Here is a 14,735-nt window from a genome sequence, read left to right as displayed (position 1 = left end):
GACCCAGCGGGAGCAAGCTCGCTCGCCACAAGTTCTCGCTCCCACAGGGTTCTCGGTAGAGGGCATAGGTCATGGCTGATTCGATTTCGATGAAGAAGCTGGTCACTCGTCTGTTGCTGGTGGTGGTGGCGATGTTTGTATTCGGGTTTGCCCTGGTGCCGATCTACGACGTGATGTGCAAGGCGTTCGGCATCAATGGCAAGACGGGCGGGCAGTATGAGGGTGAGCAAACGGTGGACAGCTCGCGGCAGGTTCGCGTGCAGTTTCTGTCGACCAACTCCGCCGACATGTCCTGGGATTTTTATCCCAAGCAGGATGAGTTGACGGCCAACCCCGGGGCGGTGAACGAGATGATCTTCATTGCACACAACCCCACCGACAAGCCAATGAGCGCCCAGGCCGTGCCGAGCATCGCGCCAAGCGCGGCGGCGGCGTATTTCCACAAGACCGAATGTTTTTGCTTTACCCAGCAAGTGCTGCAGCCCGGTCAACGGATCGAGATGCCGGTACGTTTCATCGTTGACCGTGACATGCCCAAGGAAGTGAAGCACCTGACGCTGTCCTACACGCTGTTCGATATCACCGCCCGACATCCACCGGTCGCAGTAAACACTGGCGGTTGAGCGTGCCCGATAAGGAGAACAATAAATGGCAACTCATGAGCATTATTACGTTCCGGCCCAGAGCAAATGGCCGATCATCGCCACGGTCGGGATGTTCGTCACGGTGTTCGGCCTGGCCACCTGGTTCAATGACCTGAAGGCGGCACGGCCGGAATCCCATGGCCCGCTGATCTTTTTCGTCGGTGGCTTGCTGCTCGCTTACATGTTGTTCGGCTGGTTCGGCACGGTGATCAAGGAAAGTCGCGACGGCTTGTACAGCGCGCAGATGGACCGCTCGTTCCGCTGGGGCATGAGCTGGTTCATCTTCTCCGAGGTGATGTTCTTTATCGCCTTCTTCGGTGCGCTGTTCTATGTCCGGCAGGTCTCCGGTCCGGCACTCGGCGGAGAAGGCGCCAAAGGCCTGGCTCACATGCTCTGGCCGAACTTCGAGTTCGTCTGGCCGTTGCTGAACAATCCGGACTCGAAACTGTTTCCGCCGCCCAAGGACGTCATCAGTCCATGGGGCTTGCCGTTGCTCAACACCGTGCTGTTGGTGAGCTCTAGCGTGACCGTGACCATCGCCCACCACGCCTTGAAAAAGGGCCATCGCGGTGCGCTGAAACTGTGGCTGGCGATCACCGTATTGCTGGGCTGTGCGTTTCTCGGCTTCCAGGCTGAAGAATATATCCACGCTTACAACGAACTGGGCCTGACTTTGGGTTCGGGCATCTACGGCGCGACGTTCTTCATGCTCACCGGGTTCCACGGCGCCCACGTGACCATGGGCACCATCATCCTGTTGGTGATGCTGATACGAGTGATGCGTGGGCACTTCGACAACGAGCATCAGTTCGGCTTCGAGGCGGCGAGTTGGTACTGGCACTTCGTGGACGTGGTGTGGATCGGCTTGTTCGTATTCGTTTACGTGCTCTAACCCCTACCAGGGGGCGTGGGAAACCAACTGGCCGCTGAAAAAACCCCAGGCGATCAAGCCGACGGTGATGGCGGCCAGCGTGACACGAACACTCAAGGCAATGACGAGGCGGTTCGAACTGCTGTCGTCCTTGACCAGAAAAAACAGGCCGCTGAACAGGCTGACAACCGTGGCAATCAGCATCAGGACGATGGCTGCTTTGAGCATGGTGAGACTCCGGGGGACTAGCGATGCACTTGAGTATAGCTATCGCACCGACTGACTTTCTGGCGACGCCATGAAGCGCTTCCGGCCGGGCATCGTGCCGACATTGGTGGTCGCCCTGCTGCTGCCGCTGCTGGTGTCGCTAGGGTTCTGGCAATTGGGCCGGGGCGCGGAGAAAAGCGCGCTGTTGCAAACCTATAGCGAGCGCCGGGCCGCCGAACCGATGCTCAGCACCGAACTGCAACACAGCGTTGATCCAGCCTTCCGCCGGGTCCGCCTGCACGGTCAGTTCGATGCCAGCCACAGCCTGTTGCTGGATAACCGCCAGCGTGACGGCAAGGTCGGCGTCGAGCTGCTGCAACCGTTTCAGGATCAGGCGACCGGCCTCTGGCTGCTGGTCAATCGAGGCTGGCTGCCGTGGCCGGACCGGCGCACTCCACCGCAATTCACCACACCGGTTCAGGCATTGAGCCTGGATGCCTGGGTCTACGTGCCGCCGGGCGCAACCTTCCAGTTGCACGCCGATCCCGATTCCACGACCTGGCCGCAATTGGTCACCGCAGTTGACCCGACCAAGCTCTGGGCAGGTCTCGACCGCGAAGGGTTCGCCTATGAATTACGTGCAGAAACCGGACCGGCGACTTACCAGGCCGATTGGCCGGTCGTTGCCATGGGGCCGGAAAAACACATCGCTTATGCCGTGCAGTGGTTCGCCCTGTCGATCGCCCTGTTCGGCCTTTATCTCTATCTCGGCTGGCACAACGCAAAGGAGAAACACCATGGGAGCGGCCATGAATCCACCCAGCATGTCTGAGGCAAAACCGGTATTGAACCGGCGCAAGGGACGTTTGCAGTTGCTGCTGATTCTGCTCGGTGTGATCGGGCCGATGATCCTCGCCACCGGCATGTACAAGCTGCAGTTCTGGGTGCCGGAGGGCCGCAGTTATCACGGCGAACTGATCGGCAATGGCCAGACCCGCGCCGACCTCGGCGTAAAGGCTGAGGAAGAGCGCTGGCAGTTGCTGGTGACCGCGCCGAAGGATTGCGCTGTCGACTGTCAGCAACTGGTGTATCTGGCGCGGCAGATTCAGATCGGCCTGGGCCGCGATGCCGGGCGCGCCAGCCATGCCATCGCCGCTGCACAGCCGTTGAGCAGCGAATACGAGGCCAAGCTGACCCGCGAATACCCGCAGCTGCAACGCTATCCGCTGGACCTCGCTACCTTCAGCAAAACCACGGGGGACAAGGCCGAACCACAACTGTGGATCATCGATCCCCACGGCAACCTGGTGCTGCGCTACGACCCGTCGGTCAAGGGCAAGGATCTGCTGAACGACCTGCGTCACCTGCTGAAACTGTCCAACATCGGATAAGGGCATCGTCATGGCCAAACCTGGATTTCGCCTCGCGCTGTTTGCCACCTTGCTGGCACTGATTGTGGTGTTGCTCGGCGCCTACACCCGCCTGACCCACGCCGGCCTCGGCTGCCCGGACTGGCCCGGCTGTTACGGCTTTATCAGCGTGCCTAAAAGCGAAGCCCAATTGGCCCATGCCGAATTGCATTTCCCGGACACGCCGGTCGAAGCCCACAAGGGCTGGAACGAGATGATCCATCGCTACTTTGCCGGCACCCTGGGCCTGTTGCTCGTGGTCCTGGCCGCTCGCTCATGGATGCATCGCCGGCATCCAGGCCAGCCGGTGAAGCTGCCGCTGTTCCTGCTGGCGGTGGTGTTCGCGCAAGCGGCGTTCGGCATGTGGACGGTGACGCTCAAGCTCTGGCCGCAAGTGGTGACCGGGCACCTGCTCGGCGGTTTCGCCACGTTGAGCCTATTGTTCCTGCTGACCTTGCGCCTCTCCGGTGTACTGCCGGCATTGACCGTGCCACGTCGTTTGCAGCACTGGGCGACGGCAGGGCTGCTGCTGGTGATCGGGCAAATCGCCCTCGGTGGCTGGGTCAGCTCCAATTATGCCGCGGTGGCCTGCATCGACTTTCCGACCTGCCACGGTCAATGGCTGCCCCCTGCCGATTTCGCCAATGGCTTTCACCTGACCCAGCACATCGGCCCGAATTACCTCGGCGGACAACTGGACAGTGATGCGCGCACAGCGATTCACCTGACGCACCGCATCGGCGCGCTACTGGTGACCCTGGTGCTGCTCGGCCTGGCCTGGCAACTGAAGGTAGTCGGCATGACGCGACTGGCGGGGCTGGTATTGCTCGCCCTCACGGCGCAAATCACGCTGGGTATCAGCAACGTGGTGTTCCATCTGCCACTGCCGGTGGCCGTGGCGCACAACGCCGGGGGTGCGGCGCTGTTGCTGACGATGGTGCTGGTCAATTATCACGCGCGAACCAGCCTGGTTCGGGTCAAACAAACGACTCGCTGGCGCTTCAGCCCGCGTAAGCATTCAGCCGGGCCCATAACAATAAAAGGAGAAATGCCATGGCGATTCTGATCGGCGAGCGTCACAGCCAGGCAATCTGGCGTGACTACCTGGAACTGACCAAACCGAAAGTGGTGGTGCTGATGCTCATCACTTCGCTGGTGGGGATGTTCCTGGCCACTCGCGCCGGGGTGCCATGGACCGTGCTGGTGTTCGGCAACCTGGGGATCGCCCTGTGTGCGGGCGGTGCGGCAGCGGTCAACCATGTAGTGGACCGGCGGATCGATGCCGTCATGGCGCGCACCCATAAACGCCCCTTGGCCGAGGGGCGGGTCTCACCAACGGCGGCGCTGACGTTTGCGCTGGTGCTGGCGGTGCTTGGCCAGGCCCTGTTGCTGGCCTTCACCAATCCACTGACAGCCTGGCTGACCCTCGCCTCGTTGCTTGGCTATGCGGTGGTGTACACCGGTTTTCTCAAACGTGCGACGCCACAGAACATCGTGATCGGCGGCCTGGCCGGTGCCGCACCGCCCCTGCTCGGCTGGACTGCTGCCACCGGCCATGTCAGTGCCGAACCGTTGCTGTTGGTGCTGATCATTTTCGCCTGGACCCCACCGCATTTCTGGGCGCTGGCCATCCACCGCAAAGAGGAATACGCCAAGGCTGACATTCCGATGTTGCCGGTAACCCACGGCGAGCATTACACCAAGGTGCATATTCTGCTTTACACCGCCGCGCTGCTGGCCGTGAGCCTGATGCCGTACGTGATCCACATGAGCGGCCTGCTCTACCTGACCTGCGCGATCGTCCTCGGCGCGAGGTTCCTGCAATGGGCCGTGGTGCTGTACCGTGGCACTCGGCCGCACGCGGCGATCAACACGTTCAAGTACTCTATTTATTACTTGTTCCTGCTGTTCATCGCGCTGCTCGTAGACCACTACTTATTGTTGAACCTATGACTCGAACCCAGAAAACCGTCTTCATCCTTGTCGCCCTGATCGCGCTGGTCCTGGGCCTGACCATCAACAAAGTGCTGTCCGGCAAAGGTCAGGGCGACCCGACGGCACTGATCGACGCCGGGATCATCCTGCTGCCGCAAAGCCGCAATCTGCCGAGCGTGACGATGACCGATCAGGACGGCAAACCGGTGGAAATCAATGAACTCAAAGGCAAGTGGTCGCTGCTGTTCTTCGGCTACACGTTCTGCCCGGACATCTGCCCGACCACCCTCGCCCAGTTGCGCCAGATCAAAAGTGAACTGCCACCGGAGGCGGTGGACAAGTTGCAGATCGTGCTGGTCAGCGTCGATCCCAATCGCGATACGCCGAAGCAGCTCAAACAGTATCTGGGTTACTTCGATCCACAATTCGTCGGCCTGACGCCGAACTCCGTGGAGGAACTGCAAAAAGTTGCCAATGCAGTGAGCATTCCGTTCATCCCGGCGGATACCAGCAAGCCGAACTACACCGTCGACCACAGCGGCAACCTCGCGGTCATCGGACCGGACGGCACGCAGCGCGGGTTCATTCGTGCGCCGTTGAACAACGTTAAGCTGGTGGCGCAGTTGCCGGTGATGCTCAAGCGTCAGTGACAACGCCACCCAACCCTGTAGGAGCGAGCCTGTTCGCGATAGCGGACTGACATTCAACATTGATGTTGGATCTGATGGCCCTATCGCGAGCAGGCTCGCTCCCACAAGGTCAGTATTTCAGGCAACAAAAAATGGGCACCCAACCTGGTTGGTGTGCCCATTTTTTATTCCGCCCCCCGTTTTGCGGGGTGGAAATCAAGGATTGACGCTGTCTTTCAACGATTTGCCTGGTTTGAAGGCAACTGTGTTGCTGGCCTTGATTTTGACTGGCTCACCGGTTTGCGGGTTTTTGCCGGTACGGGCGCCGCGGTGGCGTTGCAGGAAGGTGCCGAAGCCTACCAGCGTTACGCTGTCTTTGCGGTGCAGGGCGCCGGTGATTTCTTCGAGTACGGCGTTGAGAACGCGGTTGGCCTGCTCTTTGGTGAGGTCTGCTTTTTCAGCAATTGCTGCAGCGAGTTCTGGTTTACGCATATTAGTGAAGCCCCTTTGACGGTTTTTTGTTGTTATGTCCGTGCTGCTCTCTGTGGAACAGCGCCCAAAGCGCCGCAGGTGCTCTACTCTGCGGCAGACGGGAGTGAGGATGGCACGCAGCGAGGAGCCGCGCCAGTATCGACGCGGCCAATGTAGGGGCAAAACAGGGGTGATTCCGACAGAACGACCGGTATTTACGCCAGCAGTGCCGGAAGCTCTTTGTTCAGGGCCAGTTTCTCCATCACGGCCGCGCCCGTCAGGGCATAACCGAGCAGTTTTCCGCTGGCATCGCGGCATAGCACTTTGATGTCGGCCCCCTGCCCTTCGACCGTCCAGACACCCTCCGAACCCCGAGGTGGCGGGGACACCACCAATGGGCAAACCGGGGTTTTCACGGTGATGGGCATCGGGCCGTAGCTGACTGCTGTCGGCTTGCCGGCGAGGGTCTGGGCCAGCGCCCTCGCACAGCTCATCAGGGGCATCACGTACAACAGATTCAGCCCATCGACCTCGGCACAGTCGCCCAACGCGTAGATATTGGCGTGAGAAGTCTTCAGGTGACGATCGACCACGACCCCCCGATTGACCTGCAACCCGGCCGCGGCCGCCAGATCGATGCGTGGACGCAGGCCAATGGCCGAGACCACCACATCGCACGGGATAACCTGACCATCGGACAAATGCGCCTCCAGGCCATCGGCAACCCGTTGCAAGCGAGTCAGCACAGGCCCCAGGTGGAAACGTGCACCAAGGCTTTCCAGACCGGCCTGAACCGCCGCGGCCGCTGCCGGGTGCAACAGGGTCGGCATGACCTGTTCACACGGTGCAACCAATTGCACCTCGTAGCCACCCAGGCTCAGGTCGTTGGCAAACTCGCAGCCAATCAGGCCGGCACCGAGCAAGAGCACCCGTTGCTTGCCGGCGGCTGCCGCGCGAAAGCGGGCGTAGTCTTCCAGGTCATTGATAGGGAACACGCAGTCCGCCGCATCGCCTTCGATGGGCACCCGCACGGTTTCTGCGCCCCAGGCCAGGATCAGGTCACGGTAAATCACCGATTCTTCGCCGATCCACAAGCGCTTGTGACCCGGATCGATGCCGCTGATGCGCGTATGGGTGCGCACTTCGGCCTTCAACTGTTCGGCCATGGCGCCAGGTTCGGCCATGCTCAGTCCGTCGGCGTCCTTGTTTTTGCCAAAACCGGTGGAGAGCATCGGTTTGGAGTAGGAGCGCCCGTCATCGGCGGTAATCAGCAGCAGCGGGGTTTCGCTATCGAGTTTGCGAAACTCCCGGGCCAGGTTGTAGCCCGCCAGGCCAGTGCCGACGATCACGACAGGTGCGTTCATTCCTTACTCCTCTGAAGGTCTTAGTTGATTTCGATCATTTCGAAATCCATTTTGCCGACGCCACAATCCGGGCACAGCCAGTCTTCCGGCACGTCTTGCCACAGGGTGCCCGGCGCAATGCCGTCATCCGGCCAGCCGTCGGCTTCGTTGTAGATCAGGCCGCAGACCACACATTGCCACTTTTTCATTCAGGTACTTCCTCAGTTCAGGCGTTTTGCCGGCTCGGACGGTCGATGCTTGCAGCTCTGCCGTCCGGCCCAGGGCGTTTTGTATAGAGGGGGCCGGGCAGATGCAAGCCTGTTCGGCGCAACGGCTGGGCGGATCACTCAAATTCACAGGCTGACATGTTAAGCTCGGCGCCTCCTTTGCTGCCAATAATGACTCATTGTGCAACACACAGAACGCCTCTCCCCGCTCGCACTCTGGCTCCCCCAAAGCCGGCTGACGCCTCAGCCCGACACGTCCGTCCTCGACTGGTTGTTCGATGATGGCTCGCTGACCAGGCGCCTTGTTCAACTGACCAACGATGCCTTCAGCGTCACGCCGCTGTTCGAAGGCTGGCAGGCCCTGCGCGCAGACGAATGCCTCGCGCTGGACCTTGCCGAAGGTACTGAAGGCTGGGTGCGCGAGGTGTATTTGCGAGGTCATGGTCAAGCGCTGGTGTTTGCCCGAAGTGTGGCGTCGCGCAGTGCATTGCAGGGCGATGGCTTGCATATGGATGAATTGGGCAGCCGATCCCTGGGCGAATTGCTGTTTTGTGACCGCGCGTTCCAGCGTCAGGCCATCGAGGTTTGCCACTACCCCCAGGAATGGTTGCCGAACGAAGTGCGGGCTCCTGAATTATGGGGCCGCCGTTCGCGCTTCGACCGTGGCGCATTGAGCATACTCGTGGCCGAGATTTTCCTTCCGTCCCTGTGGAACGCTGCCGGCGTCCAAACGGAGAGCCGTTGATGTACCAGAGCCTGCTCAAGTCCCTGAATCGCTTGAACCCTCGGGCCTGGGACTTCATTCAACTAACCCGCATGGACAAGCCGATCGGCATCTACCTGCTACTGTGGCCGACGCTGTGGGCGCTGTGGATTGCCGGTAAGGGCTCGCCTTCGCTGGCCAACATCGTGATTTTCGTCCTTGGCGTGGTGCTGACCCGCGCCGGCGGCTGCGTGATCAACGATTGGGCCGACCGCAAGGTCGATGGCCACGTCAAACGTACTGCGCAACGTCCGCTGGCCAGCGGCAAGATCAGCTCGAAAGAGGCGCTGGTGTTCTTCGCGCTCTTGATGGGCGTGAGTTTCCTGCTGGTGCTGTGCACCAATGCTCCGACGATCTGGTTGTCGCTGGGCGGTTTGGCGCTGGCCTTCACCTACCCGTTCATGAAGCGCTACACCTATTACCCGCAAGTGGTGCTGGGTGCGGCGTTTTCCTGGGGCATGCCGATGGCTTTCACCGCCGAGACCGGGGAACTGCCGGCTGCAGCGTGGCTGCTGTGGATCGCCAACCTGTTGTGGACGGTGGGCTACGACACCTATTACGCGATGACCGACCGTGATGACGACTTGAAGATCGGCGTGAAGTCCACGGCCATCCTGTTTGGCGACGCGGACCGGGTGATCATCCTGACCTTGCAAGGCCTGGCACTGGCCTGCTTGCTCTTGGCGGGCTCCCGATTCGAACTCGGCGGCTGGTTCCACCTGGGGTTGGTGGTGGCGGCAGGCTGCTTTGCCTGGGAGTTCTGGTACACCCGCGACAAGGATCGCATGCGCTGTTTCAAGGCGTTTTTGCACAATCATTGGGCAGGGTTGGCGATTTTTGTCGGGATTGTGCTGGATTACGCGTTGCGCTGACCCAAGGCCTGTCTTTGAACTGCGTTACGCAGGAGCAAGGCTTACCCGCGATGGCGCCTTCAAGATCGCTATCGCGGGCAAGCCTTGCGCCTGCAGAAGAGCGGTTACTTCTGCGACTCGTGAACGACGTGCCACACGTCCTTCATCTTGTCGCCCGTCATGTCTCCCGGCTTCTTGTCCTTCACAAACGTGTAAAGCGGCTTGCCGTCATAGGCGTATTGCATCTTCCCGTCATCTCGCTTGATGACGCTCCACTTGCCCTCGGCCGTGGCGCCCGCCGGCGCCATCATCGGTGGCCAGTTCTTCGCGCACTCGTCGTTGCACATCGACTTGCCGCCCGAGTCCTTGTCGAACGTGTACAGGGTCATGCCATTGTGATCGACCATCATGCCGTCTTTCATCATCGCCGGGTCGGCGGCCAAGGCCAGCGTCGGCAGCGTTAGCGCCGCCGTAACCAGCAGTGCCTTCCAGGATTGAGCAATGTGATTCATGGAAACCTTCCTTTTGCGGTTGTCAGGATTCGGACTTAGAGCTTAGCCCAGGATCATGGCAATCGCCGGTCGACTAAAATACTGTCACACGACTGCAATAATTCCGTTATCTAATGCGGCGCAAGACAGTTAAATGACAAGAGGATTAAGGCATGGTTGGCAGGAGCATTCTGATCGTCGACGACGAAGCGCCCATTCGCGAAATGATCGCCGTTGCGTTGGAAATGGCCGGCTATGACTGCCTGGAAGCGGAGAACTCCCAGCAGGCGCATGCCATTATCGTCGACCGCAAGCCGGACCTGATCCTGCTCGACTGGATGCTCCCGGGCACGTCCGGCATCGAGCTGGCCCGCCGCCTCAAGCGCGACGAACTGACCGGGGATATCCCGATCATCATGCTCACCGCCAAGGGCGAAGAGGACAACAAGATCCAGGGCCTGGAAGTGGGCGCCGACGATTACATCACCAAACCGTTTTCCCCCCGTGAGCTCGTCGCGCGACTCAAAGCCGTGTTGCGCCGCGCCGGCCCTACCGATGGCGAAGCGCCGATCGAAGTCGGCGGCTTGCTGCTCGACCCGATCGGCCACCGTGTGACCATCGATGGAAAACCGGCGGAAATGGGCCCGACCGAATACCGTCTGCTGCAATTTTTCATGACCCACCAGGAACGCGCCTATACCCGGGGCCAGTTGCTGGATCAGGTTTGGGGCGGCAACGTCTATGTCGAGGAACGCACCGTCGACGTGCACATCCGTCGCCTGCGCAAAGCCCTCGGCGATGCCTACGAAAATCTGGTACAAACCGTGCGCGGCACCGGATACCGCTTTTCTACCAAAGCATGAAGGTAGCTACGAGCTGCAAGCTTCAAGCGACAAGCTAAAAGCTGCTTTTCTGACAAGGACGCGCGTCACGTGAACCAAAACTGGCATGGCACCCTGATTCGCCACATGCTGCTGCTGGTCACCGCCTGCCTGGTGATCGGCCTGATCACCGGCTACTACGGCTGGAGCCTCGCCGCAGGCCTGGGCATTTACCTGGCCTGGACCCTCAAGCAACTGCTGCGCCTGCACGAATGGCTGCGCCTGCACAAACCCGATGAGGCGCCGCCCGATGGCTATGGCCTGTGGGGCGAGGTGTTCGACAGCATCTATCACCTGCAACGCCGCGACCAACGGGTGCGCGGGCGCCTGCAAGCGGTGATCGACCGGGTGCAGGAATCCACCGCCGCGCTGAAAGACGCGGTGATCATGCTCGACAGCGACGGCAACCTGGAATGGTGGAACCGCGCCGCCGAAACCCTGCTGGGCCTCAAGACCCCGCAGGACAGCGGCCAGCCGGTGACCAACCTGGTGCGCCATCCGCGCTTCAAGGAATACTTCGAGCAGGACAACTACAGCGAACCGCTGGAAATCCCCTCGCCGACCAATGACCGCGTGCGCATCCAGCTGTACATCACCCGCTACGGCAACAACGAGCACTTGATGCTGGTGCGCGACGTGACGCGCATCCATCAGCTGGAACAGATGCGCAAAGACTTCATCGCCAACGTATCCCACGAGCTGCGTACGCCGCTGACGGTGATCTGTGGCTATCTGGAAACCCTGCTCGATAATGCCGAAGAGGTGAACCCGCGCTGGACCCGCGCCTTGCAGCAGATGCAGCAGCAAGGCGGGCGCATGCAGACCCTGCTCAACGACTTGCTGTTGCTGGCCAAACTGGAAGCCACCGATTACCCATCGGACAACCAGCCCGTGGCCATCGACGGCTTGCTGCAATCGATCAAGGGCGATGCGCAGCAACTGTCCGGCCAGAAAAACCAGCACATCACTCTGGAGGCCGACCCGACCATCCTGCTCAAGGGCAGTGAAGCGGAATTGCGCAGCGCGTTTTCCAATCTGGTGTTCAACGCGGTGAAGTACACCCCGGCCGAAGGCAATATCCGCATTCGCTGGTGGGGCGATGAACAGGGCGCGCATTTGAGCGTGCAGGATTCAGGGATCGGCATCGACAGCAAACACCTGCCGCGACTGACCGAACGCTTCTATCGCGTCGACTCCAGTCGCAACTCCAATACCGGTGGCACCGGGTTGGGCCTGGCGATCGTCAAGCACGTGCTGTTGCGCCATCGGGCGCGCATGGAAATCAGCAGCGTGCCGGGCCATGGCAGCACCTTTACCTGCCATTTCGCTCCCGCCCAGGTCAGCAAATCCCTGGTCATCAGCACCGCCGACTGATACCGGCCAGCACGCGCCACTAGGCAATCGCCCAGTCAGCCGCTACATTGGCTGACTTGTGCCTGCCATTCAGGTACACATTTTCTTTCCTTTCGAATTCACGGAAACCGCAAAACTCCATCATGGACCCTTCCCCTGGCTTGACCCTCGCTACAATTTTCGCCGACTTCGGCATGATTCTTTTTGCTCTGATCCTGGTTTTGCTCAACGGCTTTTTCGTTGCGGCGGAATTTGCCATGGTCAAATTGCGCTCGACCCGTGTCGAGGCCATTGCCGAACAACACGGCTGGCGCGGTCACATTCTGCGTACCGTACACAGTCAGCTCGATGCTTACCTGTCGGCCTGCCAGTTGGGTATTACCCTGGCCTCGCTGGGCCTTGGCTGGGTGGGCGAGCCTGCGTTCGCGCACATTCTCGAGCCGTTGCTGAGCGCCGTGGGCGTCGAGTCGGCCGAGATCATCAAAGGCGTGTCGTTCTTCACCGCGTTCTTCATCATTTCGTACCTGCACATTGTGGTCGGCGAACTCGCCCCGAAATCCTGGGCCATCCGCAAACCCGAGCTGCTGTCGTTGTGGACGGCCGTGCCGTTGTACCTGTTCTACTGGGCGATGTACCCTGCGATCTACCTGCTCAATGCCAGCGCCAACCAGATCCTGCGCATCGCCGGCCAGGGCGAACCCGGCCCGCATCACGAGCACCATTACAGCCGCGAAGAACTGAAATTGATCCTGCACTCCAGCCGTGGCCAGGACCCGAGCGACCAGGGCATGCGCGTTCTAGCCTCGGCGGTGGAAATGGGCGAGCTGGAAGTGGTCGACTGGGCCAACTCCCGCGAAGACCTGATCACCCTGGAGTTCAACGCGCCGCTGAAGGAAATCCTGGCGATGTTCCGTCGCCACAAGTTCAGCCGTTATCCGGTGTACGACAGCGAGCGCCAGGAGTTCGTCGGCCTGCTGCACATCAAGGACCTGCTGCTGGAACTGGCGGCGCTGGACCACATTCCCGAGTCGTTCAACCTTGCCGAACTGACCCGCCCTCTGGAACGCGTTTCCCGGCACATGCCGCTGTCGCAATTGCTGGAACAGTTTCGCAAGGGCGGCTCGCACTTCGCCGTGGTCGAAGAGGCCGATGGCAACATCATCGGCTACCTGACCATGGAAGACGTGCTGGAAGTGCTGGTGGGCGACATTCAGGACGAACACCGCAAGGCCGAGCGCGGCATCCTCGCGTACCAACCGGGCAAGCTGCTGGTGCGCGGTGATACACCGCTGTTCAAGGTCGAGCGACTGCTGGGCATCGATCTGGATCACGTCGAAGCCGAAACCCTTGCCGGGCTGGTCTACGAAAGCCTGAAGCGGGTGCCGGAAGAGGAAGAAGTGCTGGAAGTCGAAGGTTTGCGGATCATCATCAAGAAGATGAAAGGGCCGAAGATCGTGCTGGCCAAGGTGTTGATGCTGGATTAAGTCACGCCCCTGTAGGAGCCGGCTTGCTGGCGATGGGTACGCCGCGGTGCCCCTGTGATACCGCGTTATCGTTCATCGCCAGCAAGCCGGCTCCTACTGCCCAACGCAAAGTTGGGCATCGCCCCCACCGGTTGATTGAACCGGTAGGGAATCGACACCAGCCCCATCCCGGTATTGCGCTGCACCACGAAGTGCAAATGTGGCCCGGTGCTGTTGCCGGTGTTGCCCGACAGGGCCAGTGCACTGCCTACCGCCACCTTCTGCCCCTCTCGTACCCTGACCGAGCCTTGCTTGAGGTGCAGGTACACACCCATGGTCCCGTCATCGTGCAGCACCCGCACGAAATTGCCGGAAGCATCAGTGCCACGCCCGCTCTGGCCATTCTCGGTTTTCACCACCACCCCGCCCCGTGCGGCGATGATCGGCGTGCCCTCCGGCATGGCAATGTCGATGGCGTAGCGGCTTTTAGGGCCGAAGTGGCTGTAGGGTCCGTTGGCACCCTGACTGATCCGGAACGGACCGCCACGCCAAGGCAAGGGATACCGATAGCCCACAGCGGTGCCTGTCGGGTCACCGAGCGAATATTTGAGCTTGGGAATGTAGGCGAGCGGCTTCCCGGCCCGGATCGCCGTGAGCTGCGCCAGGCGAACGCTGGTGCGCAGTGGAATGACTCGGCGGATCGATCGACCTGGAATTCCGCTGACGTTCTTCACGCCGGCAAAACTCAATTCGATCTCCACCGGTGCATACAGGTCATTGCGCACATACACGCTGTCGACGCCATCCTTTTTCATGATCACGTAGTACACCTGACGCTCCAGGCGCTCGACCATCCGATCTCGAAAAACGAACACCTTTGAGCCTTTCGTGGGGCGATCGCTGTAAGAGACCACGCCATTGGCATCGGTGGACTTGTAGATAGTCATGGCCATGGATGAAGCGCAGGCCATGGACAAACCACAAAGAAACAACAGGCGCGCGAACATGGGAAGGAGTTCTGTCGAGTAAGGCTTGGGAATGAGCCTAGCAGCCGGAATTGACCCGCGTGGTCGACAGATGTTTCGAAATGGATGTTACGGGAGGATGAGCGGTGACGAGTGGCATGGGGAAGACAGTTGCTCCCACAAGGTATTCAATGTCCCTGTGGGAGCGACGGTGCGACGATTCGACTTGCTC

18 protein-coding genes are annotated in these 14,735 nt (G+C 60.5%); 12 read left to right on the top strand and 6 right to left on the bottom strand.

The window, feature by feature from the left end:
- Positions 1-71: 71 nt before the first annotated feature.
- Together D8U18_RS06490 and D8U18_RS06485 are read left to right on the top strand one after the other, a co-directional pair.
- A complete protein-coding gene (locus tag D8U18_RS06490) occupies positions 72-623 on the top strand; it encodes a cytochrome c oxidase assembly protein (RefSeq protein WP_056854363.1) in 552 nt (183 codons plus the stop codon).
- A 25-nt stretch (positions 624-648) separates the two neighbouring features.
- Positions 649-1,536 carry a cytochrome c oxidase subunit 3 gene (locus D8U18_RS06485; protein ID WP_056854362.1) on the top strand — a complete coding sequence of 296 codons (888 nt, stop codon included), beginning with the start codon at positions 649-651 and terminating at the stop codon, positions 1,534-1,536.
- Positions 1,537-1,539: 3 nt separating this feature from the next.
- On the opposite strand, the gene D8U18_RS06480 is transcribed toward D8U18_RS06485, so the two are convergent.
- Positions 1,540-1,743 (bottom strand): twin transmembrane helix small protein, encoded by a 204-nt coding sequence (locus tag D8U18_RS06480; RefSeq protein ID WP_056854361.1) that lies wholly within the window; start codon positions 1,741-1,743, stop codon positions 1,540-1,542.
- Positions 1,744-1,813: 70 nt separating this feature from the next.
- On the opposite strand from D8U18_RS06480, the gene D8U18_RS06475 reads away from it, so the two are divergent.
- The 5 genes from D8U18_RS06475 to D8U18_RS06455 are packed head-to-tail and all read left to right on the top strand — an operon-like array spanning position 1,814 to position 5,716.
- Complete coding sequence (locus D8U18_RS06475) at positions 1,814-2,554, top strand: SURF1 family protein (RefSeq protein WP_130905136.1); 741 nt, start codon at positions 1,814-1,816, stop codon at positions 2,552-2,554.
- Positions 2,520-3,113: a hypothetical protein gene (locus D8U18_RS06470; protein WP_131107302.1), complete on the top strand. Its 594-nt coding sequence runs from the start codon at positions 2,520-2,522 to the stop codon at positions 3,111-3,113. Before D8U18_RS06475 ends, D8U18_RS06470 begins: the two co-directional genes overlap by 35 nt.
- A 10-nt stretch (positions 3,114-3,123) precedes the next feature.
- The gene (locus D8U18_RS06465) at positions 3,124-4,197 is read left to right on the top strand and encodes a COX15/CtaA family protein (protein ID WP_131107301.1); all 1,074 of its coding nucleotides are present in this window, start codon (positions 3,124-3,126) and stop codon (positions 4,195-4,197) included.
- A complete protein-coding gene (cyoE, locus tag D8U18_RS06460; RefSeq protein WP_056854357.1) occupies positions 4,185-5,084 on the top strand; it encodes a heme o synthase in 900 nt (299 codons plus the stop codon). Before D8U18_RS06465 ends, cyoE begins: the two co-directional genes overlap by 13 nt.
- The gene (locus tag D8U18_RS06455) at positions 5,081-5,716 is read left to right on the top strand and encodes an SCO family protein (protein WP_056854356.1); all 636 of its coding nucleotides are present in this window, start codon (positions 5,081-5,083) and stop codon (positions 5,714-5,716) included. Before cyoE ends, D8U18_RS06455 begins: the two co-directional genes overlap by 4 nt.
- A gap of 195 nt (positions 5,717-5,911) precedes the next feature.
- Here D8U18_RS06455 and D8U18_RS06450 read toward each other — a convergent pair whose 3' ends face one another.
- The 3 genes from D8U18_RS06450 to D8U18_RS06440 all read right to left on the bottom strand — a co-directional run bounded on the left by D8U18_RS06450 (position 5,912) and on the right by D8U18_RS06440 (position 7,718).
- Positions 5,912-6,187: an HU family DNA-binding protein gene (locus tag D8U18_RS06450; protein ID WP_003213368.1), complete on the bottom strand. Its 276-nt coding sequence runs from the start codon at positions 6,185-6,187 to the stop codon at positions 5,912-5,914.
- Positions 6,188-6,381: 194 nt separating this feature from the next.
- Entirely contained in the window at positions 6,382-7,530 is a 1,149-nt protein-coding gene (locus D8U18_RS06445) for an FAD-dependent oxidoreductase (protein WP_056854355.1), read from the bottom strand.
- A gap of 20 nt (positions 7,531-7,550) precedes the next feature.
- Entirely contained in the window at positions 7,551-7,718 is a 168-nt protein-coding gene (locus D8U18_RS06440; protein ID WP_007954349.1) for a rubredoxin, read from the bottom strand.
- A 199-nt stretch (positions 7,719-7,917) separates the two neighbouring features.
- Here D8U18_RS06440 and D8U18_RS06435 point away from each other — a divergent pair, with 199 nt between their 5' ends.
- Together D8U18_RS06435 and ubiA are read left to right on the top strand one after the other, a co-directional pair.
- Complete coding sequence (locus tag D8U18_RS06435; protein WP_130903518.1) at positions 7,918-8,481, top strand: chorismate lyase; 564 nt, start codon at positions 7,918-7,920, stop codon at positions 8,479-8,481.
- Complete coding sequence (gene ubiA, locus D8U18_RS06430; RefSeq protein ID WP_056854353.1) at positions 8,481-9,371, top strand: 4-hydroxybenzoate octaprenyltransferase; 891 nt, start codon at positions 8,481-8,483, stop codon at positions 9,369-9,371. The genes D8U18_RS06435 and ubiA overlap by 1 nt, the downstream gene beginning before the upstream one ends.
- 104 nt (positions 9,372-9,475) lie before the next feature.
- Here ubiA and D8U18_RS06425 read toward each other — a convergent pair whose 3' ends face one another.
- Positions 9,476-9,862: a hypothetical protein gene (locus D8U18_RS06425; RefSeq protein ID WP_130903516.1), complete on the bottom strand. Its 387-nt coding sequence runs from the start codon at positions 9,860-9,862 to the stop codon at positions 9,476-9,478.
- Between the two features lie 152 nt (positions 9,863-10,014).
- Here D8U18_RS06425 and phoB point away from each other — a divergent pair, with 152 nt between their 5' ends.
- The 3 genes from phoB (at position 10,015) to D8U18_RS06410 (ending at position 13,559) form a co-directional block, all read left to right on the top strand.
- Positions 10,015-10,704, top strand: coding sequence for a phosphate regulon transcriptional regulator PhoB (gene phoB / locus D8U18_RS06420; RefSeq protein WP_034149326.1), 690 nt, complete (start codon positions 10,015-10,017; stop codon positions 10,702-10,704).
- Between the two features lie 105 nt (positions 10,705-10,809).
- The gene (phoR, locus tag D8U18_RS06415) at positions 10,810-12,096 is read left to right on the top strand and encodes a phosphate regulon sensor histidine kinase PhoR (protein WP_241664303.1); all 1,287 of its coding nucleotides are present in this window, start codon (positions 10,810-10,812) and stop codon (positions 12,094-12,096) included.
- Between the two features lie 122 nt (positions 12,097-12,218).
- Positions 12,219-13,559, top strand: coding sequence for a hemolysin family protein (locus tag D8U18_RS06410; protein ID WP_131107299.1), 1,341 nt, complete (start codon positions 12,219-12,221; stop codon positions 13,557-13,559).
- Positions 13,560-13,624: 65 nt separating this feature from the next.
- On the opposite strand, the gene D8U18_RS06405 is transcribed toward D8U18_RS06410, so the two are convergent.
- Entirely contained in the window at positions 13,625-14,545 is a 921-nt protein-coding gene (locus D8U18_RS06405) for a peptidoglycan DD-metalloendopeptidase family protein (protein WP_130931675.1), read from the bottom strand.
- Positions 14,546-14,735: the final 190 nt, after the last annotated feature.

The sequence above is a fragment of the Pseudomonas sp. Sample_10 genome, from assembly GCF_004321495.1.
Taxonomy (GTDB): domain Bacteria; phylum Pseudomonadota; class Gammaproteobacteria; order Pseudomonadales; family Pseudomonadaceae; genus Aquipseudomonas.
The sequence above is the reverse complement of the archived record's forward strand: the minus strand, read 5'-3'. Positions and strand labels throughout refer to the sequence as shown.

Bases quoted from the DNA above. Each gene is read 5' to 3' on its own strand.
- D8U18_RS06490 (WP_056854363.1), top strand. From the start codon at position 72: ATGGCTGATTCGATTTCGATGAAGAAGCTGGTCACTCGTCTGTTGCTG.
- D8U18_RS06485 (WP_056854362.1), top strand. From the start codon at position 649: ATGGCAACTCATGAGCATTATTACGTTCCGGCCCAGAGCAAATGGCCG.
- D8U18_RS06480 (WP_056854361.1), bottom strand. From the start codon at position 1,743: ATGCTCAAAGCAGCCATCGTCCTGATGCTGATTGCCACGGTTGTCAGC.
- D8U18_RS06475 (WP_130905136.1), top strand. From the start codon at position 1,814: ATGAAGCGCTTCCGGCCGGGCATCGTGCCGACATTGGTGGTCGCCCTG.
- D8U18_RS06470 (WP_131107302.1), top strand. From the start codon at position 2,520: ATGGGAGCGGCCATGAATCCACCCAGCATGTCTGAGGCAAAACCGGTA.
- D8U18_RS06465 (WP_131107301.1), top strand. From the start codon at position 3,124: ATGGCCAAACCTGGATTTCGCCTCGCGCTGTTTGCCACCTTGCTGGCA.
- cyoE (WP_056854357.1), top strand. From the start codon at position 4,185: ATGGCGATTCTGATCGGCGAGCGTCACAGCCAGGCAATCTGGCGTGAC.
- D8U18_RS06455 (WP_056854356.1), top strand. From the start codon at position 5,081: ATGACTCGAACCCAGAAAACCGTCTTCATCCTTGTCGCCCTGATCGCG.
- D8U18_RS06450 (WP_003213368.1), bottom strand. From the start codon at position 6,187: ATGCGTAAACCAGAACTCGCTGCAGCAATTGCTGAAAAAGCAGACCTC.
- D8U18_RS06445 (WP_056854355.1), bottom strand. From the start codon at position 7,530: ATGAACGCACCTGTCGTGATCGTCGGCACTGGCCTGGCGGGCTACAAC.
- D8U18_RS06440 (WP_007954349.1), bottom strand. From the start codon at position 7,718: ATGAAAAAGTGGCAATGTGTGGTCTGCGGCCTGATCTACAACGAAGCC.
- ubiA (WP_056854353.1), top strand. From the start codon at position 8,481: ATGTACCAGAGCCTGCTCAAGTCCCTGAATCGCTTGAACCCTCGGGCC.
- D8U18_RS06425 (WP_130903516.1), bottom strand. From the start codon at position 9,862: ATGAATCACATTGCTCAATCCTGGAAGGCACTGCTGGTTACGGCGGCG.
- phoB (WP_034149326.1), top strand. From the start codon at position 10,015: ATGGTTGGCAGGAGCATTCTGATCGTCGACGACGAAGCGCCCATTCGC.
- phoR (WP_241664303.1), top strand. From the start codon at position 10,810: ATGCTGCTGCTGGTCACCGCCTGCCTGGTGATCGGCCTGATCACCGGC.
- D8U18_RS06410 (WP_131107299.1), top strand. From the start codon at position 12,219: ATGGACCCTTCCCCTGGCTTGACCCTCGCTACAATTTTCGCCGACTTC.
- D8U18_RS06405 (WP_130931675.1), bottom strand. From the start codon at position 14,545: ATGTTCGCGCGCCTGTTGTTTCTTTGTGGTTTGTCCATGGCCTGCGCT.